This window comes from Dyadobacter psychrophilus, from assembly GCF_900167945.1.
GTDB lineage: Bacteria > Bacteroidota > Bacteroidia > Cytophagales > Spirosomataceae > Dyadobacter > Dyadobacter psychrophilus.
Map to the genome: position 1 here is coordinate 942,989 of NZ_FUZA01000002.1, position 23,689 is coordinate 966,677.

Genomic DNA, 23,689 nt, shown 5'->3' on the forward strand with positions numbered 1-23,689 from the left:
CAAAAAATAAACACGGCGATTTAATCGACGTGTTTATTTTTTGCTTCGAAGTTCCTCTTTATTAATTCAATTTCCAGCTTGGTCGTTCAAAGTGGCAGGTGTATCCGCCGGGGTGTTTTTGCAAATAGTCCTGATGCTCGGCTTCCGCATTCCAGAAATCACCCGCAGGGACAACTTCCGTAACAATTTTTCCCGGCCATATGCCCGAAGTTTCCATTTCCGCGATTAATGTTTCAGCTACTTCACGCTGGCTTTCGTCCAGATAAAAAATGGCGGAACGATAAGAAGTCCCGATGTCATTTCCCTGCCTGTTGCGTGTTGTTGGATCGTGGATCTGGAAGAAATATTCAAGTAAACCCCGGTAAGTAAGTTGTGAAGGATCGAAAACGATCTCAATTCCTTCCGCATGCGTTCCGTGGTTTCGGTATGTAGCATTGGGAACATCGCCGCCGGTGTAACCAACCACCGTTGAGATGACACCCGGTTGATGTCTGAAAAGTTCTTCTACTCCCCAAAAGCAACCACCTGCCAAAATGGCTTTTTCAGTACTCATATAGTCTGTTTTTTTAAGTATAATATAGATAGCAAAAATTCCATGCCCTCCATTCCAGACGCGAGCCTGTTGTTAAAAAACTGACACACTTACCCAAATCCCCGCCAAAAACATAGCAACTCTTTCCTGTCAGCCACCACCGACTTTCACTTGTTCGGGTGCTTCGTTATATCCGCCAGAGCGGTCGGTCATATTTTCATCACTTTTAACATTATCCTGTTCCGTCGCGTCCTGATTTGATGCGCCTGTGTCTTGCGAGCTTCCGCCTTCTGTGGAACCGGAAGTTAAATAGGAACTCAAATCGTTCAGGCCTTTTTCCCAGCCTTCTTCATGCGGTTTTAAAAATTCAGGGCCTGAAAATCCTTCTTGCAACACCTTTAATTTGCTTCCTTCGCCTTCCGAGGAAAACGTAATGTGCAATGTGTAGCCACTTTCCGAACCCTCATCGCTCATATTCCACACCCACGAGTACACCAGCTTTTCATTGGGGACCACCTCGGTGTAAGAGCCGGTAATCTGCAATCCCGATTCGCCCACATGGTATTCCACCGCGCCACCTTCTTTGAGCTCATTTTTTACATCAACGAGTGTATCTCCCATAGGATGCCACCATTGTTTTAATTGTTCTGCCTCTGTCCAGGCCTTGAAGAGCGTTTCCACATCTACATCAAAACTCCGCTCGATCTCAATCACATTCGTTTTTTGCTCCGCATCCATATTCTTTCAATTTTTAGTTTTGTTGATTCCTGAAAGTAGTCGTTGATTATAATAACTGTGCCCCGCACTTATTGCGCGGGCAGATAGATGCTGAATGTTGCACCTTCTCCCGGGTTGCTGGTAACCGTGATAGCGCCGCCATGATTGGCTGCAACACGCTCACAAATAGCGAGGCCAATACCCGTTCCCGAATACTGGCTTCTGCCATGAAGCCGTTGGAATAGTTGAAAAATCCTGTCAGCGTACTGCTGGTCGAAACCGATTCCATTGTCCGACACATCTATCTGATGATACATATATGCGCTACGGATTACCTTCGCAGAAGAAGGGAGTTCTGCGCTCGTGATAATTTTACCGGTAATGTGAATGACCGGAGCCAGTTCAGGTTTTCTGAATTTGAGTGCGTTGCTGATCAAATTCTGGAAAAGCTGGTTCAACTGCATTTTATCTCCGTGTATTTCAGGAAGTTGTTCGGTCGTGATCACCGCGGACGTTTCCGTTATCAGCAATTCAAGATCATTTAAAACCTCGTAAACAACCCTGCTGAGCGATACAGGTTCAATGACATCCTTATGTTCCGTTATCCGGGAAAACGACAGCAGATCTTCGATCAGGTCAGACATGCGTTTGGCGGAATTCTGCATCCGATGCAGGTAATTAATGCCCTCGCCCAGGTTGGCTGCATATCGTTTGGCAAGCAAATCGGAAAAGGATTGGATCTTACGCAGCGGCTCCTGCAAGTCATGTGACGCCACATAGGCAAATTGCTGAAGGTTAACATTAGACTGCTGCAGCAGGTTATTGGAGTCGGATAACTCTTCATTGGTTGCTACATATTCCTCATTCAAGGCCGCTAGCTCTTCATTCATAGCTTCCAGTTGTTCCGTGCGCTGCTGCACCTGGGATTCCAGTGCAACCTTGATTTTCCGCTGAATGGTCACATCCCGGGCAGTGCCGATCATCGTATGTGGTTTGCCGTTTTCGTCCGTAAGCACCTTGCCCTGCGCGTGAAGAACCCTGGCAGCCCCGGTTTTCCCGGCATCCATCTTGTATTCCATATTATATATTCCGTCCGAGCCTGGTGCTATTGCGCGGTTCACCGCCGCAACGACAGCTGGCAAATCGTCCCCGGAAATAGCGGCGTAAACCTTTTCAAATGTAATCTGATCCTCTTTTTCCACGCCAAACCATTGTTTCAACCGATCGGAATAGTCGAGCATGCCGGTTTCAAGATCAATGGAGTAGGTGCCGAGCTCCGCAAGCTCAATCGCACCCCGTAGAAAAGTTTCGGTTTCTTCCAGCTTCTTTCTGCTTAACACTTGCGAAGTAAGGTCGGTTGCTACCACAAAAACGCCTGTAATGTTGCCCGCAGAATCCCTTTGCGGCTGATAGGCTAAATCCACATAAATGGTTTGTAACACGCCGTCAAATTCGATATCAACGGCCTGCTCCTTGGCAACATACGGCACACCCGTATCTATAACATCCTGCAAGAGCTGCTCGAAACCCTGGCCCGCAATTTCGGGAATAGCCTCCACCAAGGGTTTGCCGACAATCTGCTGCTGCTGCTTTCCCACCAGCTTTGCGTAAAACTGGTTTGCCATCGTGAAAGTCAGCTTGTCTTTATGGATGATGGCAATGCCCACAGGCGATTGTTCAAACAGTTCCAGCAACTGCATCTGGCTTTGCTTTATTTTCTGTTCAATATTAACCCGCTCTGTGACATCAATGGCAATGTCCAGTATTGCATATACATTTCCTTCATTGTCGTAAACAGGTGAGTATGTGATGTCATATTTATTGTGCGTCATCACTCCCTGCTGTACGATATCTACCTGCGTTCCAAAGCTTTGGAATGTGACCCCAGTTGTATAAACGTCGTCCAGAATTTTTAAAAATGCCTGGTTTTGCAATTCCGGCATCACCTCTCGGAGCGGCAAGCCCACAATGTCGGGACCTTTTCCCACGATATCGATGAACGCCTGATTGGGCATTTCCACAACCAGGTCACGTCCAACGAAAAGCCCGATCGCTGCCGGCGCAGACTCGATAACTGTCCTCAATTTAGCCTCGCTTTCCTCTAATGACTTTTTTGCCAGCAGTTGTGCGGAAACATTGCCTTCCTCTTCCGTAATGTCAATAAAGCTGCCCAGCAGCCGCTTAATGTTGGTGGTAGTTACGTGCGACTGGCCTTTACAAAGCACATAGCGACTCGTTTCAGTGCCCGTTTCAAGCGTGCGGAGTTTCAGAGAAAAAGAACGCTGGGAAACCTGGTTTAATGTATCGGCAATTTCTTTGGTCAACTTACTGCTGTCATCAGGATTGATCCGGTCCAGAAGGACTTCCAAATCAATGATATCATTGCCGCTGAGTTTAAAAAGATTCTTTGTACGTCGGCATAAACGGATTTGCCCGGTTGGAAAGTCGAGTTCCCAGGTTCCTATTCCTGCGGATTCCAGAGCAAGATTGAGACGTTGTATTTCTAGGGTGTTGTCAGTATCAAATGCGTTAGCCCGGCCTGCCATGTATTGCGGTTTTAAAAAGCAAAATAGTAATTGACCCTTAGTCAAGCATATGATCCAAGAGAAAGGATCAATATGTGCATACAAAAACACTATGCCAAAATTTTAGCAAAAAGAAACCGCGTTATTTAAATTATAAAAAAATCTGGGTTCGGTTTGGAATATCTATTTTTTTATCATTTACTTTGTATCGCAAAGTACTTTTAGGTATCCGACTTTAATCATGCCATTGTTTTATGAAAGATCAAATCCTGTTAAATCTCGACAACCCCGGTCAGCTTGAAAAGCTCTACCGGACAGACAAACCGAGCTTCAAGCGTGCGTTCAAAACTTTATATCCGGAATTGCAGGACAATGTCCTGGCCAACTTCTGGAACGAACGGCTCAATTTCGCCGGGGAGGAAATTTCCTGGGGTAGCAGCAAGGAACTGACATTTGTCATTGTGGCTTCGCTCATTTCGGGCTTTATTGCAAAAATCCCGTCCATGTTTCAGATCAATGAGGATTTTTTCTATCCGCGCAACATTGGTTTCGTCGTCTTTCCAGCCCTGATGGCCTTTTTCTTTTGGAAAAATAAAATGCACAAAAGGAATATCCTGGTTTTAGCGGGCGCAACATTGGCTGGTTTGATTTACATTAACCTTTTACCCGACGTGCAAACAAGCGACACTTTGGTGCTGGCATGTATTCATTTGGCTTTGTTTCTCTGGTCTTTATTAGGCTTTGCGTTTGTCGGTGACCGGAGTAACCTTAGTGAAAAGCGACTTGGATTTCTGAAATATAATGGTGATCTGGTCGTCATGACAGGGCTTATCCTCATCGCAGGAGGCATTCTAACGGCCATAACGATCAATCTTTTTCTGTTGATCGGCATTAAAATAGATGAATTTTATTTTCAGAATATCGGTGTTTTTGGCCTTGCGGCTGCACCCATTGTTGGCACTTATCTTACACAGACCAATCCACAGTTGGTAGGCAAAGTTTCCCCGGTTATTGCCAAAATATTCAGTCCGCTGGTGTTGGTAATGCTGGTTATTTACCTGGTTGCGATGATTTATTCGGGAAAAGATCCTTATAACGACCGCGAATTCCTTTTGCTTTTCAATGCATTGCTGATCGGAGTGATGGCGATCATTTTCTTTTCCGTTGCAGAAACGACAAAGACGAGCAGAGGACAAGCCGAAGTTTGGGTGATTTTCCTGCTATCCGTTGTGACTATTGCGGTAAATGGCATTGCCCTTTCGGCCATTCTGTTCAGGATCTCGGAATGGGGGATTACACCGAACAGGGCTGCGGTGTTGGGCAGCAATACGCTCATCCTGATCAACTTGCTGCTGGTAGCCATACAGATTTATAAAGTGATGACCAGGAAAAAGGATATTATGGAAGTCGGAAAAACAATAGGCTCTTATTTGCCCGTTTATTTCGTCTGGACCATTATCGTTACGTTTGTTTTCCCGTTGATATTCGGGTTTAAATAAAATAATGGGGCCGGAATCATAATGATTTTTATAAGCCCGGCCCCATGTTTTCATTACGGATAGTCTGAGGAGAATTTACTAATTATTGTCGATATCGAGTTTATATCTTTGAAGCAATCCGGTTAAATTGGATCCGGAAAATTTGGATTTTTTAAGCCGGTTCAATGTGGGATCAATGTTAAAATTATGAGCCGTTCTGAAATCGGTTTTTTCGAGAATAGAATCAATGAAACGGGCTCCGTGCAAGTCGCAGTTTTCAAAAACCGCTTCTGTTAAATCCGATTCTTCGAAGTTGGTGTTGAGCAGGGAACAGTTCTTGAATGTTGTTTTATTTAAATTAGTGTTGAAAAAATTGGCATTATCCAGCACGCATTGATCAAACGAAAATGAGAAAATGAAGGCATTACAAACTGAAAAGTCAACGTCATTTATTTTGCAGTTTGAAAATACAACATCGCGAAAACCGGCGTCATTAATTCTGGTTTGAGAAAAATCACAATCGATGAAGCGACATTCGATGAAGTTATTCCCTGTTAAGTCGCTGCCCTGAAAATTGCACCGTACAAATTCGCAATTAATCCAGACGCGATGCTCTAAATCTTCTTCCTGAATAAATACATCTTCAAAATAGTTTTTGTGTTGAATGGACGGGTCAATTAATGGATTCATATCGACAATTTTTAAATATGACATGGCTTTTTAAACTAGACACTTAACTAGGGGATTCCCCTAATATTTAATTGATTTTAATGATATGCGATGAGCGGATACGCATTGCTTAAATCTTTTCCTCGGGAAAGCGCTTGGTCAGCTTCCCAACGGTAAGTCCCTGAACAATAATCGAAAACAGCACAACGAAGTAAGTTATGGCGAGGAAAATATCTTTGTTCAGATCTTTGTCAATCGACAGCGCCAGAGCTATCGAAACACCTCCCCGCAAACCTCCCCACACCAGGATCGCAATCGATTTTTTTCCAAACTTATTTCTGAACGGAATTAACTTAACGGGCAGATAAATGGAGATAAAACGCGCGAGCAAGACCACCACAATGGCGATCATTCCTGCCGACATGAATCTTTTTAAATCGGGGATCAGCAACAATTCAAAGCCGATAATTAGGAATAAAATTGCATTCAGGATCTCATCGATAAGCTCCCAGAATTTATCAATGTAATCACGTTCCATATCGGAAACCGCACCTGGATTTTTGCCATAATTACCGACCACAAGTCCGGCTGCAACCATGGCGAGCGGGCCCGACATGTGCAATGCCTGCGCCGCCAAATGTCCTCCCATCACGATCGCGAGCGTGATTAAAACATGCACATTATAACCGTCCACCTTGTAAATCATTTTGGATCCCACAAATCCGAGTGCCAGTCCAAGTGCAATTCCGCCCAAAGCTTCCTTCACAAAGAGCATCGTTATCCCGCCGAATGTAGTGTTGACTTCTTCCCCTCTTGCGAGTGCGAGCATAAGGATAAAAATCACGACTGCCATCCCATCATTAAAAAGCGATTCACCCGCAATTTTAGTCTCGATAGATTTGGGAACACCCGCCTGTTTCAAAATTCCTAAAACCGCGATAGGATCAGTAGGGGAGATCAGTGCCCCGAAAACAAGACACTGGATCAGCGGGATATGCAGGCCGGTCAACGGCAGCAGATAATAAACCAAAAAGCCTATGATAAATGTCGACATCAGCACGCTGACCGTCGAAAAGATAATGATCGGAAGCCGCTGTTCACGCAGATCTTCAAGGTGAATGTGGATAGCGCCGGCAAACAGCAGGAAATTAAGCATGGCGCCCATCAGGATTTCGGTGAGGTCCACACTGCCGATCAGCGTCGTGATCCGCAAAAATATCTTTGGGAAAATTGTATCCGTAGCAATCAAACCCAGCGAAACGAGCAGGGCAATGACCATAACGCCGATAGAAGGCGGTAGTTTTAAAAATCGTGAATTTATATACGAAAATATGGCAGAAAGGACGATTAAGGCAGAAAAAGAATAATATAACTCCATGCAACAATTTTTAGATTAATCTAAAATAACAAATTACCGTGCGCAAAATCAACTCGAAAGGCCGTTTCGCACAAACTCTAATAGTTTTCTAATATTCACTTTGCAACAGCGCGTGACGACATTACGGACATTGTTTATTAGGTTTACAATCACGAAACCTGACCTTGCAACTGGCCTATATGAGACAACATTTGCTGCTATATATTTTGCTGTTCTTACTGATCTCCTGTAATGCCAAAAAGCAAAATAATACAGCTGAAATAAAGGAGCCGGCCGTTTCAGGACAGTCGGGCAGGGAGTTGGCAGCAACACATTGCAGCCGTTGTCACACTTTTGTTCCGCCGCAACTGTTGGGGAAATCAAATTGGAAAAAAGTGCTTCCCGACATGCATGAGCGGATGGGCCCGATCCTGGCGAAAGCAGACTGGGAGAAGTTAGAGCGATATTTTATGGACGCTGCACCGGATTCGTTTGCTGCGCCAATCCGCAAGAGTAAAATCCGGATGGGTCTGAAACATTTCAAATATCGGGAAACGTCCTTCTCCCACCGCCCCGCCATGACTTCCATGGTGAAAATCCTGTCCGATAAACGCGGCATCGTATATAGTGATGCGAAAGGCAAAAGCAATGTACTCACATTCCTGAAACCCGATCTCAGCGAAAATTACAGTATGCGCCTGGAATCAACGCCTATTGATTTTTATGAAAAAGGGGAGGAATTATACCTGACCATGATCGGCAATGGGATTTTTCCCACGGAAGCACGCGATGGTGCGCTGCAACGGCTTGTCAAAAATAACTCGGGAAAAGGTTTTAAATCCGGGAATGTTGCAGTCGCAAATTTGCAAAGACCCGTTTCGATGGCTTACGGCGACTTGAACAAGGATGGTTTCGAAGACATTGTCGCCTGTGAATTTGGCAATGAAACCGGGGAACTTTCGTGGTATGAAAACAATGGGAGAGGGGGCTATGAGAAACGGCCCCTGCGTGAAAAACCCGGCGCGATCACGGCAATCATTAAGGACGCCAACCAGGACGGGTTAATGGACATTTACGTGCTGATGGCGCAGGCAGACGAAGGTGTTTTTCTGTATATCAATCAGGGTGCTGGCAAATTTGAGGAAAAGCGTTTGCTATCCTTCATGCCGCTGAATGGTTCGCAGTATATGGAACTGGCGGATTTCAATAAAGATGGTTTTGACGATATTCTCTATGTATGTGGCGACAATGCGGACAAAACGCCCATTTTAAAGAATTATCATGGCATATACATCTTTCTGAATGATGGTAAATCAAATTTCCGGCAATCTTATTTTTACCAAATGAATGGAGCTTATAAAGCAATGGTGCGTGATTATGATCTGGACGGGGATTTGGACATTGCCGCGATTTCCTTTTTTCCGGATTATTTGCGTTATCCCGGCGAGAGCTTTATTTACCTAAAAAATAAGGGGAACCTGAAATTTGAAGATTTCTCATTTCCGGAAGCATCAAAAGGCAGATGGATGGTTATGGACGCGGGCGATATGGATGCAGACGGCGATATAGATCTCGTTTTAGGTTCGTTCGTACATTTTCTGCCACTGGGTGATAAGACGGGTCTGGGCCAGAAATGGATGACGTACGGGCCGTCTGTCATTGTTTTAGAAAATACAATCCGGTAAACCAACTGGCTCACCGGATTGCAAAACAGCTTTTACTTTTCGACTTTGCCAAGCGCCCTGGCATTCTTTCCTGGACGTTTCTGCAAATCATCTCCCAGATCTTCGCGTGCTGCTTCTGCGATTTTTTCCAGTTCGGCAACGATCTCCGGATATTGCGAATACACGTCATAGCGCTCGCCCGGATCGCGCGTGAGATCGTAAAGCGCAAGCGGGATCGCGTGATCTTCAGGGGCAGGTCCGGGCTGGCCGTCCTTTCCGGGTAATGAGCCTTCATAAGTGCGTCCCGGGTGTGCGAAAACCAGTTTCCAGTTATCCTTCCGAACGGCTTCCAGGCTATTTTTCCGATAGTAATAAAGGAAATTTTCACGAGGCTTTTTGCTGTCATCCCCTTTCAGCAGATCGGCGAATTCAATGCCGTCTATCTTTTCCTTGGGCAGTTTGGCACCGGTCAGTTTGACGAGTGTGGGCAGAATATCAATGTTGGACAACAACTTGTTGGAAACCCTTCCAGCAGGCACGACGCCCGGCCAGCGGATCATGGCAGCCACACGCTGGCCGCCTTCATAGGATGTTCCTTTTCCTTCGCGGAAACCGCCTGCTGAACCCGCATGATCTCCGTAATTGAGCCAGGGACCATTGTCGCTGGTAAAAATAACGATCGTGTTATCATCCAGTCCCTGGTCTTTCAGCTCTTTCATAATCTGCCCGACGGACCAATCCAGCTCCGTAAGCACGTCGCCGAAAATGCCACGCTCGCTCTTGCCCTTGAAATTGGCGCTCGCAGCCAGCGGAACGTGTGGCATCGGGTGCGGCACATAAAGGAAAAAAGGCTTCTTTTTATTGCGCTTGATAAAGGAAACGGCTTTTTCCGTAATGGTGGGTGTTAGGGCACTCGCGTCGTTCAGGTCTTTGATCTCCTTCACTTGTTTATTGCCGTCGATCCAGAAAAGCGGCGGATATTGTGCCTGCTTTTGCCATGGATGCAGCGGCCACATATCGTGCGAGTAGGGGACGCCATAATATTCGTCGAAACCCTGTTGTTTGGGCAGGAAGATCGAATCGCTACCCAAATGCCATTTACCGAAAATCCCGGTTGCATAACCATTCGCTTTCAGCAATTCGGCGATTGTTTCCTCCTGCGGATGCAGCCCGAGTCCCTGCTTAGGCCCGAATGCACCGAAAACGCCCACCCGATTAGGATAGCAGCCCGTCAGCAAAGCAGCACGGGAAGCACTGCAAACAGCCTGGGCAGCCATGAAATTGGTGAAACGCGTTCCTTCCGCAGCCAGCTTGTCGATATTGGGTGTTTTGTATCCCAATGCACCGGTCACCGTCAGATCGCCGTAACCAAGATCGTCGATAAAAAACAGGACAATGTTGGGCGTTTTGGCAGCCGGTTCAGGAGCCATAGCAACCAGGAATGCTGCCAGGCCTAAACCAAGAAAGGGTAAAATGATGAACCTTATTTTTTTACTGAAAAACATATTACCAGCCTGGGTTTTGGGTTAATGATGGATTTAAATCTCGCTCTTTTTGTGGAATCGGCCATAAATAATGACGGCTGACATCAAATGTTTTGTTCACGGCAACCACTTCCACCGTTTTCAAGGCACCGTTGGCATCCTTATAAGTGATGCCAAAAACACGGCCGGGCATCACCAACTCAGCTGTTTTCCAACGGCGTATGTCAAACAAATGCTGTCCTTCAAATGCCAGCTCAACAGTTCTTTCGCGGCGGACCAGCGATCTCAGTTCCGCTTGCGAAGCGCTTTTTACGGCAGGCTGTTTTACGTCGCTCCGGCCATTTCTTACGAGGTTAATGGCAGCCAGAACACTCGCATCAATTTGTCCCAATTCAATTTTTGCTTCCGCATAGGTCAGTAAAACTTCCGCATAACGCAGCAGGATAATGTTAATACCGCTATTGACGGGGTTCGCGAAGTCATCTGCGAGAACGTACTTTTTAATGTTGAATCCGGTTGTGGAAGCAATGTAAGTGCTGCCGATCGCGTCTGCCGTTCCGCTGTTAGGCGCGGGTTTGAAAGCAATTCCACTGGGCAGGATGTCCCCGTCCAGGAAAACTGAAAACTTCAAACGCGGGTCGCGGTTTACGTAGGGCGTTGCAGGATTATAACCGCTGGTGGGGTCGTTAATTTGTTTTCCGGCGGTGGTTTCATAAAAATCCACAAGCGCTTTGGTAGGAACGTAAGTGCTCTGACTGTTTTTTTGGCTGTAAGGCGCCAGAAGCGGGAACACATTGATCGGATAATTGTCTTTGATGAATTGCCTGTCAAGCAACACTTCCTTATTATTCTCGGCAGCGTAAGTGAAGAGTTTTTCATAAGAACTGTACAATTCGTAAACGCCCGATTTGATCACCAGATCCGCTTCCGCGGCGGCCTTTTCGTAACGGCCTGCATACAAATTCGCTCTCGCAGCAAGTCCCAGTGCTGCGCCTTTGGTTACCCGTCCAGCGTCCGAAGCCGGGTAAGTGGCTGGCAATAACGCAGCGGCTTCGTTCAGTTCTTTGTCAACAAAATCCCAGATTTCAGCAACAGGTTTATTTTGCAAAGTTCTTGATTCATCAATTGTTACGGACGTTGTCACAAGCGGAACATTGCCGTATAAACCGGCAAGTTTAATGTATTGGTAAGCCCGCAAAACCTTTGCTTCGCCTTTTAGCTGATTGATCAACGCCGTGTTTCCGGAAGGCACTTTGTCAACGTTTTCCAAGAAGTAGGACGTCGCCCGGATGCCGCGGTAAGCGCGTTTCCACTCATTGTAAATTTTAGAGCTCGTGCCATCGTAAGTGCCCAGCTCCACATAAGCCTGCACGTCAAAATTCTGGTTCGTATGCGCAATCTCGGTTAATGCATCCCAGCTGATAATGTTGGTGCTGTCGAGGTCTGTGTACAAAGAGTTTACAGCGAGCTTCGCATCGGTTTCAGTTTGCCAGAAAACATCGACCGACAGCCGGTCGTTCGGGAAAGTTTCGAGCAGATTATTATCGCAGGAAACCAGCAGGCCGGATGAAATGGCGATCGCAATGGCGCCCATGCCGCTAATGATATATTTGAATTTATTCGCTTTCATAATTTTCAGTTCAGCTATGCTAATAATGATCAGAATTGAAGGTTTAAACCTGCCGTATACAAGGCAGTTTGCGGGAAATAAACCGCACGGCCCGATGGCGCTTCCGGATCCAGGTTCCACTCATTCAGTTTGGAAATGGTGAAAACATTGGTGGCCGAAACATAAACCCGGATCTTGCTCAAACGGATTTTTTGAGACACCACCGATGGTACATTGTATGCCAGCTGCACGTTTTTCAGTCGCAGGTAAGAACCATTCAAAACCAGGCGATCGGAAGTGGCCACATTTCTCAGGTCAAATTTAACCGGACGAGGGAAACGCGCGTCGGTGCGCTCAGGCGTCCAGTAATTGTCGGTGTAGATTTCATGCGTGAAACCTTCCTGATTTCCCATTTCAGCCAATGCACCCGCCAAGCGGGAATCCACTTTTGCCGCGCCCTGGAAAAGAATGTTCAGGTCGAAATTCTTGTAAGAAAAGTCAGCATTCAAACCGAACGTGTATTTCGGGAATGAATTTCCGATGGCCGTCATATCATTGGCATCGATCTTTCCGTCGCCATTCAGGTCAACATATTTCACGTCGCCCGGCTTGGTGTTGGCCGCATAAGTGGCTTTGTATTCAGTAATTTCCTGTTGTGTCTGGAACAACCCGTCGGTTTTATAACCCCAGAGCGTGTTGATCGGCAAACCTTTTTTGATAATGTAACGCGGGTCAATGTCCGAACCGGTCAGGTAAGGGCCGGTTCCTTTCAGGTCCGTAACCAGGTTTTCGTTAATGCTCAAATTTCCACCGACATTATACCGGAAACCGCCAGCCGTAGGCGTTCCGCGATAGTTCAAACTAAATTCCCAGCCTTTGTTTTGAACCGACCCTGCGTTTTGTGGTGGTGCTGTTAAACCAATGGTCGCCGGAATGTCGAGGTTAAGCAGAATGTCGTCGGTTTCTTTGTTGTAGTAATCAACTGTCAGATTTAATTTTCTTTGGAAGAAAGCGGCGTCCAAACCGATATCCAGCTGGGTGGTCGATTCCCAGCCCAGGTTTGTGTTGGCCAAAGTATTCTGGCGATAACCCTGTACAGGCAACCCGCCAAAGCTGTAACCATTGGCCGTAAGTGCAGCGTAATAGCTGTACAAATCAACCGACTGGTTTCCTGTAATTCCCCACGATCCTCTGAATTTCAGATCATTAATGGTGCTTTCAAGTCCTTGCCAGAATTTCTCTTTCGAGATCCGCCATCCTGCCGAAAATGAGGGGAAAAAGCTGTATTGTTTGGCACCGGTAAACTTGGAAGATCCGTCATAGCGACCATTCACTTCCAGCAGATATTTGCCATCATAATCGTAATTGACCCTGCCAAAGAATGATCTCAAACCATATTCGGCATCTCGTCCGGTGTTCGTTTTCGTCCCATCATTGGCACCCTGGCCGATAGAACCGATGCCATTGTTATAAAAGCGTTCCCGGTAAGCTGACAGGAATGTTTGCGTGTTGCCGATTTGCGAATAACCCACCAGCGCTTTCAGGTTATGGTTTCCAAAGGTCTTTTCGTAGGTCAGCAAGTTATTGATCGTATATTCACGAAGCGTATTGCGGATTTCGTACAGACTATTATTGGCAATGGTCTTGGTAATGTTGGTAATTTTGTCCCTGTTAACGTACGAGTTTGTGTAATTTTTCTGCTGCGTGTAAAGTCCGCGACCGGCGATCTGGGTTGAAAAAGTAAGTCCTTCCGCAATCTCAAATTCACCTTTGATATAACCCGCCAGATAATCCGTTTTTTGCTTCGATTGTCCTCCTATCTCGATGAACATCAGCGGGTTGTTTCCTTGCGTGCTCAGCCCGTAAGTGCCGTCAGGGTATTTGGGGACTGCCCAAAGTGATCCGTGAAAGAAGTTGTTAAGGGGTGCAGTCACCTGGCCGGTTGAGGCATCTGTGTTCGTGGTCGGGTTTTCGGTGCTCGTCGAGCGGTAGTTAATGTCCGCGCTAACGCGGATCCTTTTGGAAACATCGTAATCCGTATTCAGCCTGAATTCGCCAATTTTGTTACCAAAATTCTTGATAACACCTTGCTGGTCCTGGTAACGAACGCTCAACCGCGTGCGCAATGCTTCGGTCCCGCCTGCGATCGACAAGGCATGATTGTGCTGGGGCGCAGTCCGTAACAATGTTTCAAACCAGGTGTTTGGCAAGGGATATTTTTCACGGTCGGTCGCATTCACATATGCCTGAATGGACTCTTCGGTGAAGCGCGCTGGAACGGCCGAGCCTGCATTGGTATAAGCAGCCACTTGCTCACGCATATAAGCCTCCAAACCCATCATTTTAGGCACATTGTTCGACTTCTGAATCGCGTAATAGCCGTGGTAATCCACCTGAACTTTACTGCCTTTGGCACGTTTGGTTGTGATCAAAACCACACCATTGGTTGCGCGTGATCCGTAAATCGCCGTGGAAGCCGCGTCTTTCAATATAGATACAGATTCAATGTCATCGGGGCTGATATCGCTTAATTGCTGCTCGATACCATCCACGATCACCAGTGCATCATTTTTACCCAGGTCATAACCGCTTGTGCTGCTGCCATTAATGTTGAATGTTGTGATCCCGCGCACACGAATTGTCGCATTCGATTTGCCGGGCGATCCACCCAGATCTGTCACCGCGACGCCGGGCATCAAGCCCTGAAATGATTGCTGAATGTTGGAAACCGGCCTGCGTGCCACATCCTCGCCTTTAATGGTCGATACCGAATTCGTCAGACTGTTCCTTTTCTGCGTGCCATAACCCACAACCACAAGCTCGTCGAGTTGCTTCGTATCCGCAGCCAGTTGAAGGTCAATGACATTACGGCCGTTCAGCGACGCCTCCTGGGTAACGTACCCGATGCCCGAAAAAACGAGGATTGCATCCGAAGGCGCGCTGAGCTCATACTTCCCTTCCGCATCCGTAGTCGTGCCGGTAACGGTGTTTTTTACAACAATGTTAACTCCCGGCAAACCGGTTTTGTCAGCGGCGGATGTGACAGTCCCTTTTACTGTAACATTCTGAGCCAAAGCCTGTAAGCTGATCAGAATGAACGCAGAAAAGAAAACCCATCCCCGTAAATTCGGAATAAACTTTGATAGATTTTTTAACATTTTAAACGGTGGATTTTGATGAATAAGAAAGTTGGTGGTTGTAATATTTTAAATTTGCGAGGGCAAAGGTAATTGACAGAATATTTAATCTATTAGGTTGGTAGACAAATTAAATAGATATCTGTCCCTTTTGTCAAAAAATCACATTATTAAAAATCAAAATATGGCTATGGACAAAACGGATAACCGCGCAAAACACGAGCAGATCCAGTACATTGAATTTCTCTCAAAGGACCTGGAAAAAGTGAAGGAATTTTATTCAAAAAGCTTCGGCTGGAACTTTACGGATTACGGCCCGGAATACACGGCTTTTTCCGGCGATTACGTAGATGGCGGTTTCACCATCGGCACTCCGGTCCGGGGAAGCATTCTGGTGATTCTTTATTCAGACGACATTGAAGCAACAAAGGAAAAGGTCCTGAAAGCGGGAGGCGTATTAACCCGGGATATTTTTGAATTTCCAGGCGGAAAGCGCTTCCAATTCACAGATCCTGATGATAACGAGCTCGCAGTTTGGTCTGAATAGAAACAAATACTTCAAAAAAACTCAGCATAATAATTGCTTTTCAGCTTTTCACATTTACTTTTGCGGCACAAATTATATTTAGTCTAAATAGTGATATGCAGAATAGTCTACCATAACGCCGGAAAACAATCAAAAAAAAAGGCCGCACGGCGCCAACCGTACGGCCAAAACATGCCGAGGCATGTTCACTTTTAAAGTCGTCAAAAATTAAAAGTAATGCAAGTTATAAAAATCTTGATTACAGGCATATTATGTGCCTGTTCCTGCGCATCTTTTGCGCAAACGGCAAGCCTAAAAGGCACCGTCCGGTCCGATGACGGCGAGCTGCTGCCCGGGGCATCCATCACCATTTCCGGTGTCACCAAAGGAACATTCTCCGATGAAAAAGCGCGTTATGCGCTCGAAAACCTGCCCGCCGGGCCAGCTACGCTCGCAGTTTCTTTCCTGGGTTTCGAGCCTGAAACCAAACAGATTACGCTGAAAGCAGGAGAAAAAGCGGAGGCCAATTTCCGTCTCAAAGCCATCTCACAAGAGCTCGAATCGGTCTCGGTGATAGGCCGCTCGGAGGCAAAGGAAGTGAACCGGCAGGCTTATAATGTGACTGCCATTGATGCTAAAAAACTCCAAAACTCCACATTGGATTTATCACATGCCCTTGACCGCGTTTCTGGTGTGCGGGTAAGGGAAAGTGGCGGCGTAGGCTCCAATATGAACTTTTCGCTGAACGGTTTCACAGGTCGACAGGTGAAATTCTTCCTGGATGGCGTTCCTATGGATAATTTCGGGTCCTCGTTTCAGCTCAACAACATTCCGATCAATCTGGCCGAAAGGGTGGAGGTTTACAAAGGCGTGGTGCCGATCTGGCTCGGTTCGGATGCGCTCGGCGGCGCGGTGAACATTGTCACCGGCTCTCGTCAGAACAGTTATCTCGACGCTTCCTATTCCTATGGTTCGTTCAACACGCACCGCACAGGCATCAATGCAGGTTTTACGGGAAAATCGGGCTTCACGTTTCAGGTGAATGCATTTCAGAATTATTCGGATAACAATTACTGGATCAATGTGGACGTAGCCGATGTAAACACGGGCGAGTATTTCCGTAACCAGCGCCTGCGCCGTTTTCACGACAATTATCACAACGAAACTGTAATCGCCAATGTGGGTGTGGTAGGTAAAAAATTTGCTGATAAACTGCTTTTTGGCATAACCCTGGGACAAAATCGCGCCGAGATCCAGACTGGCGCAAGAATGGTAAGTGTCTTTGGACAATGGCACCGGAAAGGCAACATTGTGATGCCGAGTTTGAAATACCAAAAGAAGGATTTGTTTGTAAAAGGCTTGAATGTGGGCCTTTCAGCGAATTATAACCTCGGTCAGGAACAAAATGTTGACACAGTTTACCGTCGCTACAACTGGTTTCAGCAGTTCAAACAATACGAAGGGCTGGGCAGCGAGCGCGAGCGCTCTCTTTACAAATTCCGCAATAACAATGGCCTGGTGACGGCAAATGTTACTTACCAGCTGGACGAAAAGCATTCCATTACAATCAACAACGTTTATAACACCTTTAACAGAAAAGGCCGCGACGAGCTTTATCCCGACGCGGACCGCTACGAACAGCCTCGCTATAACACCAAAAATGTGCTCGGGCTGGGCTACAAATTTGATTATAGCGAGCGCTGGAACACGTCTGTTTTCCTGAAACAGTTCTCGCAGTTTAATAAGTATTCGGTTACCTATAATCCGACGGGTGTTTATGGCGATGTTGCTTACAAAATTCAGAAAAACCGTTTTGATAAATTCGGTTACGGCGTTGCGTCCACATTCTTTCTGCTGAAAAACTTGCAGTTGAAGGGTTCGTATGAAAAAAGTTACCGCCTGCCTGAAACCGACGAGCTCTACGGCGATTTGCTCAATCTGGAAGGCAACATTGACCTCGATCCAGAGAGCAGCGACAACTATAACCTGGGTTTCAGTTACCAGACACAGTTCAGCAAAATTCACCGCGTGAATGTGGACGCAAATGTATTATACAGGAATGCACAAGGCTTTATCCGCCCCAAGCTGAATGCCAATCAGACCAAGCAAGTGATGGATAACCTGGCCGACGTGACGAATTTCGGTGTGGATGGGGAGGTGCGTTATTCTTTTAAACAACTTTTCACAGCTGGTGTAAACCTTACTTACCAGGACCTGCGCAATAACACGCGTTTCGAAGACGGTTACACCACGGAGAGCCCGCTTTACCGCGACCGGATCCCCAATATGCCATTCCTGTTCGGCAATGCGGACGCGTCTGTTTTTCTCAAAGATTTCGGCACGAAAGGAAACACTTTGACATTCGGGTATAATCTTCTTTATGTGCATGCTTATTATCTCTACTGGCCAAGTCTGGGCAGTGACAAGCTGGACATTCCGCGCCAGTTGAGCCACGATGTGAACATTGTGTATGCTATGGCCAACGGGAAATACAATGTTTCCCTTGAATGCAAAAACCTGCTCGACGCTAAGCTATACGACAACTTCAGCTTGCAAAAACCCAGTCGCGGCTTCTATGCGAAGCTCCGCTATTTCATCAGTAAATAATTTCCACTACATATATTTTATTCCAATTCAAAAAATGAAAAGCTCTTTAAAAAGCATTACGCTGGGCCTTGGCTTCGGCATATTTCTGGCTGCCTGCACCAGTGACGACAGCAATGTAAACCCAACTCCGGGTGGAGGTGAAGGAGGCAAAACCAAATACGTAATCTCGGCACTGCCCGTGGGCTCAACCGGGATAGCGGATTATCTGCTGACAGCGGAAAGCCTGACATCCGGCACCGTTTCAACAGTAGGGAACGGCAAAGAACAGGATGGTACTTACCGTTATTATGTAACGCACAAAAACCGTTTTTTCAGTCTGCTTTACGGGCAGGGAAACCCGGGTGCGGTTACAACCTACAACCTGGACGGAAAAGGAGAACTGAACAAAGTGTCTGATTTTCAAGCTGAAACAGTTCAGGTGTTCGCGCCGGTTGCAGATGATGTTTTAACGATTAAAGTGCCGCGTACAGGCAACGAAAGCGCGTCTTTTTATCGGATCAATGCAGAGCAGTCCAAAATCGTAGGCGAGGCACAGGTTAACATTGTAAAACTGGCTGGAAACGGCGAGCGCGCACATTTTACGTGGGCTACACAAGTGGGCGACAAGGTTTTCGCTCCTTATATGAGCATCAAAGGCGTTGCTCCAGACGCATTCGGAACCAGCTATCCGGACAGTGCCTGGATAGCTGTGCTTTCCTATCCTTCATTAGCCGTTGAAAAAGTAATTAAAGACAACCGCATCGGCTTCATTGGCCGCTATTTCAGCAACGGACTGGCTGTGGACGAGCAAGGCGATGTGTATGCTTATTCTGCTTCGGTAGGCACAAATAATGGCAAGATCACCTCTACAAAACCTTCGGCAATTGTGCGTATCAAGGCGGGGACAACAGAATTTGATAAAAGCTATTTGTTCAATGTAGAGCAGGCTGCGGGTGGTTATAATATCAGCTCACAGCTTTATGTAGGCAAAGGAAATTTCATCCTGACCATGACAAGCCCGGCCGAAAAAGGGGCGTATGCCGTTGGAAGGCGCTTTGCAGCGGTGAATGTATATGAACAAACATTCAAATGGATCGATGGCATGCCGGACCCTGCGACCATTGCCAATGTAACCACCACCAATTACACACCAAAAGACGGCAAAGCTGGCTATATCGGGATTACCCAGGCCGACGGCGCAAGTTATGTGTATGAAATTGATGCGGTTGGAGCAAAAGGAACACGCGGCCTGAAAGTAGAAGGAGGCGTGATCACGGCGATCAACGTGCTTAACTACGAATAGAAAAACCCTTAATCTCTTCACATTCAAACCAGGGCATCTCATGTCTACTTTCAAAAAAATCAACAACTGGCTGCATCTCTGGCTTGGCCTCATCTCCGGGATCATTGTTTTCATCGTTTGCATTACCGGTTGCGTATGGGTTTTCAATGACGAGATCACTGCGATGCTGGAACCTCAAACGCGTGTTGAAAAGCAGGACAAAGCCGTCATCATGCCATCGCAGCTGATGAAAATCGGCGCCGGGAAGCACCCTGGTTTGAAAATGTCTTACGCCACTTACCAGCAGGGCCGGGCTATTTACCTGGGCCTGGGTGAGCGTCGCGGTCCTAATGTAACGCTCCTGGTGAACCCGTACTCAGGGAAAGTGATCGGTGAAAAAGTGCATAAAAAAGGTGAAGCCGATTTTTTCCGCTGGGTGCTTAATGGTCACCGTTTTCTGTGGCTGCCATTTGAAATAGGCAGGCCGATCGTGAATTACGGAACACTGGTTTTTGTGATCCTGTTAATTACAGGGCTAATTTGGTGGTATCCCAAAAAGTGGACAAAAAGCACGCGGGACAAGAGTTTCAAGATCAAGTGGAATGGCACATGGAAACGGGTAAACCTGGATCTGCACAATGTACTTGGCTTTTATTCGCTGCTTTTCCTGCTCGCGATTGCGCTTACGGGAATGGTTTACGGAATTGAATGGTATAGCAAAGGACTTTACTGGGTTACCTCAGGCGGTCAGTCACTGGAAGGGCGCGACCGTACCAAATCCGACTCTTTAAATGCACATAAATTCTTCACGCCAGAGCAAGCCATCGACAAAGCCTGGCAGGCCACCATTGCAAAACATCCCGAATCGAGCGGTTTTTATTACAGTTTCCCCGACACAGCAAAAGCCTCATCGGCGATTTTTGTGACAGTTTATCCTAGCACAGGACAGTTTTATAACGCACTAAGCTACACATTTGACCAGCATACGGCGAAACCATTACCCGCCAATGCGATTTATGGAACGCCGTTTGAAAAAGCAGCTGTGGGAGCCAAACTTCGCCGGATGAACTATGATATCCACGTAGGAAGCATTCTTGGGTTTCCAGGAAAAGTGCTTGCATTTCTCGCTTCTCTCATCGGCGCCTCACTTCCGGTGACAGGGTTTATTGTGTGGTGGAACCGCAAAGGATTTGGCAAGAGCAAAAAGAAGGGTAAGAAACTTAAAACGCCCGGGTTGAAGATCGACGATATTGAGCTGGCAGGCGCAGGTCCAGCCGTGAAAAAGGCATTTAAACCAAAAACACATATCTCCGCCATGAGAAACCCGTAGCGGAGACGCAATCCAATTGCCCAAATTATCTATTTTACAGGATGTTCCAGCACTTTCACCGCAAAGGCTGGACTTCTGTTTCCAGGATCTTCTTGGCAGCCCTCACATCGTAATCAGAATCCCTGGGATTTTCTTTTAGCAGTAATTTTAAGTTTTCAAATGCTGGCTGCGCTTTTTTGCCAATCGTTTCCAGCACATTCAGTGCCTGCACACGTGCCATTTGATTATCGCTTTTGAGTGCTTCGCTCAATGTTTGCACGGGCTGATCTGTTTCGCCAAAAGCAAGCAACGCTTCGGCGGCGGCGATCCGTACAGCCACTTCCTGATCGTTTAGTAAGGTGTTTAATTTTGTTTTCGCAGGTGCAGCATCATTTTTCAGAACGATCGTTCCAATCACTGCCCAATAGCGTACAACTGCGTCTTTATCGCTCAGCCTTTTGATGAGTTCTCTGAGCTGCGACTTGTCTCTGGAAGAGGCAATTTCTGCGGTTTCAATCACTCGGTTTAATTCATATTTTCCGCTTTTTGCATAGTCGCGAAGGGGAGTGGTTTCCGAGATTTTGCTTAGCAATGCCTCGGGAATGAAGCCTACGTCCTGTGATTCGATAAGCCAGTCGTGGTTTGCTTTTCTTAGTTTGAGCAAAATATTCTTATACCCGGGATCCGCAGCGAGGTTGTGAATGTTATGCGGATCGTTCTCAATGTCAAACAATTCCTCCGAAGGTTTTTCCTGCCAGAATTTCTTCTGGTCCTCATTCAATCTGCCTGCTTTAAACTCAGCTTCCCAGGAAGGCATGGAAGGCGCTTTCCAGAGATATTCAAGATATTGGGCGTAGATTTTGTGTGGCAGATAATTGCGGATATACCTGAATTTTTTGTCGCGAACCGTTCTGGAAAGGTCGGTTCGCTCGTCCATTCTGCCGCGGAAACCATAGGCATAAGTGCGTTCTTTTACTTCTTTTGGCCCTAAAAACGCCTTACCCTGCATATGCGAAGGGATTTCAAGTCCGGCCAGGCTAAGCACACTTGGCGCGAAGTCGTTGAAGGTAACAATGCGATCGGTAACAGTGCCCGGCGTGTTTGGCGCTAAACCCGAGTATTTTTCGGGAAAGCGGATGATCAGCGGCACGCGCAGGCCCGATTCGTACACAAACCGCTTGCTTCGTCCCAGGATCCCGCCATTATCACTGTAATAAAAAACAATGGTGTTTTTTGCCAGTCCCTCGGCTTCCAGTTCTTTCAGAAGCGCCCCGGCCTGCCGGTCCATCTCTTCCAGTTTGTCGTAATACTGCGCCCAGTCGTGCTTCATTTCAGGCGTTGCAGGATGGTAAGGCGGCAATTTTACTTTTTCCGGATCATGTTTCAATTTCTCCGTAGGAACAGACGTATGAATGCCGCTTTCGTGTGAAACATTCAGATTAAAAACAGCAAAAAACGGCTGGCCTGCCTTGCGGTTTTTATATGTGGCCTTTCCACTCGATTCGTCCCAGGCTTCCGGCTGATCGGTTGTATTGTAGTCTTTTTTGGAATTATTGGTCGTGTAATAACCTGCCTCTCGGAAGTAACGAGGGAAGAATTTTACATAATCTGGAACAGGATAGGAGCTGCGCATATGCTCCGTGCCCATCGAAGGCGGATACATGCCGGTGATCAGCGTGGAGCGTGAAGGCGCGCACACGGGCGCGGTTGCAAATGCATTTTTGTATAAAATGCCCTGTTTAGCAAACTTGTCAAGGTTCGGGGTGGTGGCAAAAGTATCGCCATAGCAACCCAGGAACGGGCTGTTGTCTTCGCTCACGATCCATAGGATGTTGGGCTTGTCTTTTTGCTGCGCATTGGTTTTTGAAACAATGAGAAAAAGAAGCAATAGTAAAAAAATCCGGGTGGTCATAATGGGTTAATGTTGTTTAAAATGGCCCTTTGGCGTTCCAGTTCCTTTTCCAACCCGCCTACATAATGGTCGAGGCGGGGAATTTCATTGTAATTTTCGACACTTAATGTTATCAAAACATCACTAACCTTCCTTTCTAATATAGGTTTTGCGTAAGTTTTGGATTTATGTCAATCGCGGCCTCCGGAATCGGGGACAGGAGCTTGCTTTCCGTCATGTTGTAACCCTTCGCTTTCAAAACCGGCACCGCACGGCCCGTCCGCACGAACCTTGCCAAACGCGCGGTAAATAATTTGTGAAACTATTTCACAAATTTATATATTTACGAAAACATGGAACACATACTATACGAATGAGCAAAACCAGGAAAGAAAAATTAGTCGAGGACCTTAGGCGAATAATTGAAGAAGCTGAAAACCTGCTGATCAACACTCCCGATGGTGTTACTGCGGAAGAATATCAACAAAATAATGTTTTGAAAATGTAAAATCCAGGGTTGCTTTACTGAAATTTATGTATGCGCACCCCTATAATTAAGAACCGAAAAATGGAAACTATAAAAGAGAAAAAGAGCGTCTTTACTGAAGTGAACAACAAGCTGGATCATGTGGAATCCATGTTGATGGATTTCACAAAAAGCAAACTTGTTATCATGGACAAGGAGTATCACCTTAGGGACTGGATGACATTGTCTGACTATTGCAAAAAATACAACATAAAGCCGTCCCGGCTTTCTAATTGGATAGAGCGGGGAGTGGTTCCGGGCGGCAGCCTGATCGTTATTCCTGAACTTAACGGATTGAAATTAATTAAAGACCAAGCCTTTATGGCTCGGTCTTACAGAACCAGGGCCAGTGCCGCTGCTTATTAGACTTTTGAGACCAGCTTATTTTTGTCCCTGG

17 protein-coding genes are annotated in these 23,689 nt (G+C 46.5%); 8 read left to right on the forward strand and 9 right to left on the reverse strand.

The genetic code is table 11. The features are described from left to right. Positions 1 to 61 precede the first annotated feature (61 nt). The 3 genes from msrA to B5X68_RS10890 form a co-directional block, all read right to left on the reverse strand. Positions 62 to 553 carry a peptide-methionine (S)-S-oxide reductase MsrA gene (gene msrA, locus B5X68_RS10880; RefSeq protein ID WP_082214699.1) on the reverse strand — a complete coding sequence of 164 codons (492 nt, stop codon included), beginning with the start codon at positions 551 to 553 and terminating at the stop codon, positions 62 to 64. Positions 554 to 682: 129 nt separating this feature from the next. Next, positions 683 to 1,270 carry an SRPBCC family protein gene (locus tag B5X68_RS10885; RefSeq protein ID WP_082214700.1) on the reverse strand — a complete coding sequence of 196 codons (588 nt, stop codon included), beginning with the start codon at positions 1,268 to 1,270 and terminating at the stop codon, positions 683 to 685. A 68-nt stretch (positions 1,271 to 1,338) separates the two neighbouring features. Next, positions 1,339 to 3,795: a PAS domain-containing sensor histidine kinase gene (locus B5X68_RS10890; RefSeq protein ID WP_082214701.1), complete on the reverse strand. Its 2,457-nt coding sequence runs from the start codon at positions 3,793 to 3,795 to the stop codon at positions 1,339 to 1,341. A gap of 233 nt (positions 3,796 to 4,028) precedes the next feature. On the opposite strand from B5X68_RS10890, the gene B5X68_RS10895 reads away from it, so the two are divergent. Then, a complete protein-coding gene (locus B5X68_RS10895; RefSeq protein WP_082214702.1) occupies positions 4,029 to 5,273 on the forward strand; it encodes a hypothetical protein in 1,245 nt (414 codons plus the stop codon). Between the two features lie 78 nt (positions 5,274 to 5,351). Here the strand turns inward: B5X68_RS10895 and B5X68_RS10900 are convergent, their stop codons facing one another. Beyond that, positions 5,352 to 5,942, reverse strand: a complete 591-nt coding sequence (locus B5X68_RS10900; RefSeq protein ID WP_082214703.1) for a pentapeptide repeat-containing protein — start codon at positions 5,940 to 5,942, stop codon at positions 5,352 to 5,354. A 109-nt stretch (positions 5,943 to 6,051) separates the two neighbouring features. Then, positions 6,052 to 7,299 carry a cation:proton antiporter gene (locus B5X68_RS10905; protein ID WP_082214704.1) on the reverse strand — a complete coding sequence of 416 codons (1,248 nt, stop codon included), beginning with the start codon at positions 7,297 to 7,299 and terminating at the stop codon, positions 6,052 to 6,054. Positions 7,300 to 7,478: 179 nt separating this feature from the next. On the opposite strand from B5X68_RS10905, the gene B5X68_RS10910 reads away from it, so the two are divergent. Then, on the forward strand, positions 7,479 to 8,963 hold the full coding sequence (locus tag B5X68_RS10910; protein WP_082214705.1) for an FG-GAP repeat domain-containing protein: 1,485 nt from the start codon (positions 7,479 to 7,481) through the stop codon (positions 8,961 to 8,963). Positions 8,964 to 8,995: 32 nt separating this feature from the next. On the opposite strand, the gene B5X68_RS10915 is transcribed toward B5X68_RS10910, so the two are convergent. From B5X68_RS10915 to B5X68_RS10925, 3 genes are read right to left on the reverse strand one after another with little or no spacing between them, the layout of a single operon-like run. Then, positions 8,996 to 10,447, reverse strand: coding sequence for a sulfatase family protein (locus B5X68_RS10915; RefSeq protein WP_082214706.1), 1,452 nt, complete (start codon positions 10,445 to 10,447; stop codon positions 8,996 to 8,998). A 1-nt stretch (position 10,448) separates the two neighbouring features. Beyond that, positions 10,449 to 12,056, reverse strand: coding sequence for a RagB/SusD family nutrient uptake outer membrane protein (locus tag B5X68_RS10920; protein WP_082214707.1), 1,608 nt, complete (start codon positions 12,054 to 12,056; stop codon positions 10,449 to 10,451). Between the two features lie 29 nt (positions 12,057 to 12,085). Beyond that, the gene (locus B5X68_RS10925) at positions 12,086 to 15,193 is read right to left on the reverse strand and encodes a SusC/RagA family TonB-linked outer membrane protein (protein WP_082214708.1); all 3,108 of its coding nucleotides are present in this window, start codon (positions 15,191 to 15,193) and stop codon (positions 12,086 to 12,088) included. Between the two features lie 163 nt (positions 15,194 to 15,356). Here B5X68_RS10925 and B5X68_RS10930 point away from each other — a divergent pair, with 163 nt between their 5' ends. The 4 genes from B5X68_RS10930 (at position 15,357) to B5X68_RS10945 (ending at position 20,896) form a co-directional block, all read left to right on the forward strand. Then, entirely contained in the window at positions 15,357 to 15,719 is a 363-nt protein-coding gene (locus B5X68_RS10930; protein WP_082214709.1) for a VOC family protein, read from the forward strand. Between the two features lie 216 nt (positions 15,720 to 15,935). After that, positions 15,936 to 18,305, forward strand: coding sequence for a TonB-dependent receptor (locus tag B5X68_RS10935; protein ID WP_082214710.1), 2,370 nt, complete (start codon positions 15,936 to 15,938; stop codon positions 18,303 to 18,305). Positions 18,306 to 18,339: 34 nt separating this feature from the next. Further along, positions 18,340 to 19,587: a DUF4374 domain-containing protein gene (locus B5X68_RS10940; RefSeq protein WP_082214711.1), complete on the forward strand. Its 1,248-nt coding sequence runs from the start codon at positions 18,340 to 18,342 to the stop codon at positions 19,585 to 19,587. 40 nt (positions 19,588 to 19,627) lie between these two features. Next, the gene (locus tag B5X68_RS10945) at positions 19,628 to 20,896 is read left to right on the forward strand and encodes a PepSY-associated TM helix domain-containing protein (RefSeq protein ID WP_082214712.1); all 1,269 of its coding nucleotides are present in this window, start codon (positions 19,628 to 19,630) and stop codon (positions 20,894 to 20,896) included. A gap of 55 nt (positions 20,897 to 20,951) precedes the next feature. On the opposite strand, the gene B5X68_RS10950 is transcribed toward B5X68_RS10945, so the two are convergent. Further along, positions 20,952 to 22,787, reverse strand: coding sequence for a sulfatase-like hydrolase/transferase (locus B5X68_RS10950; protein ID WP_082214713.1), 1,836 nt, complete (start codon positions 22,785 to 22,787; stop codon positions 20,952 to 20,954). A 352-nt stretch (positions 22,788 to 23,139) separates the two neighbouring features. Between B5X68_RS10950 and B5X68_RS29360 the strand changes: the two genes are divergently transcribed. Both B5X68_RS29360 and B5X68_RS10955 read left to right on the forward strand, forming a co-directional pair. Continuing rightward, positions 23,140 to 23,274, forward strand: a complete 135-nt coding sequence (locus B5X68_RS29360; protein ID WP_262485862.1) for a hypothetical protein — start codon at positions 23,140 to 23,142, stop codon at positions 23,272 to 23,274. A gap of 60 nt (positions 23,275 to 23,334) precedes the next feature. After that, complete coding sequence (locus tag B5X68_RS10955; protein WP_082214714.1) at positions 23,335 to 23,658, forward strand: hypothetical protein; 324 nt, start codon at positions 23,335 to 23,337, stop codon at positions 23,656 to 23,658. The last annotated feature ends 31 nt before the right edge of the window (positions 23,659 to 23,689 follow it).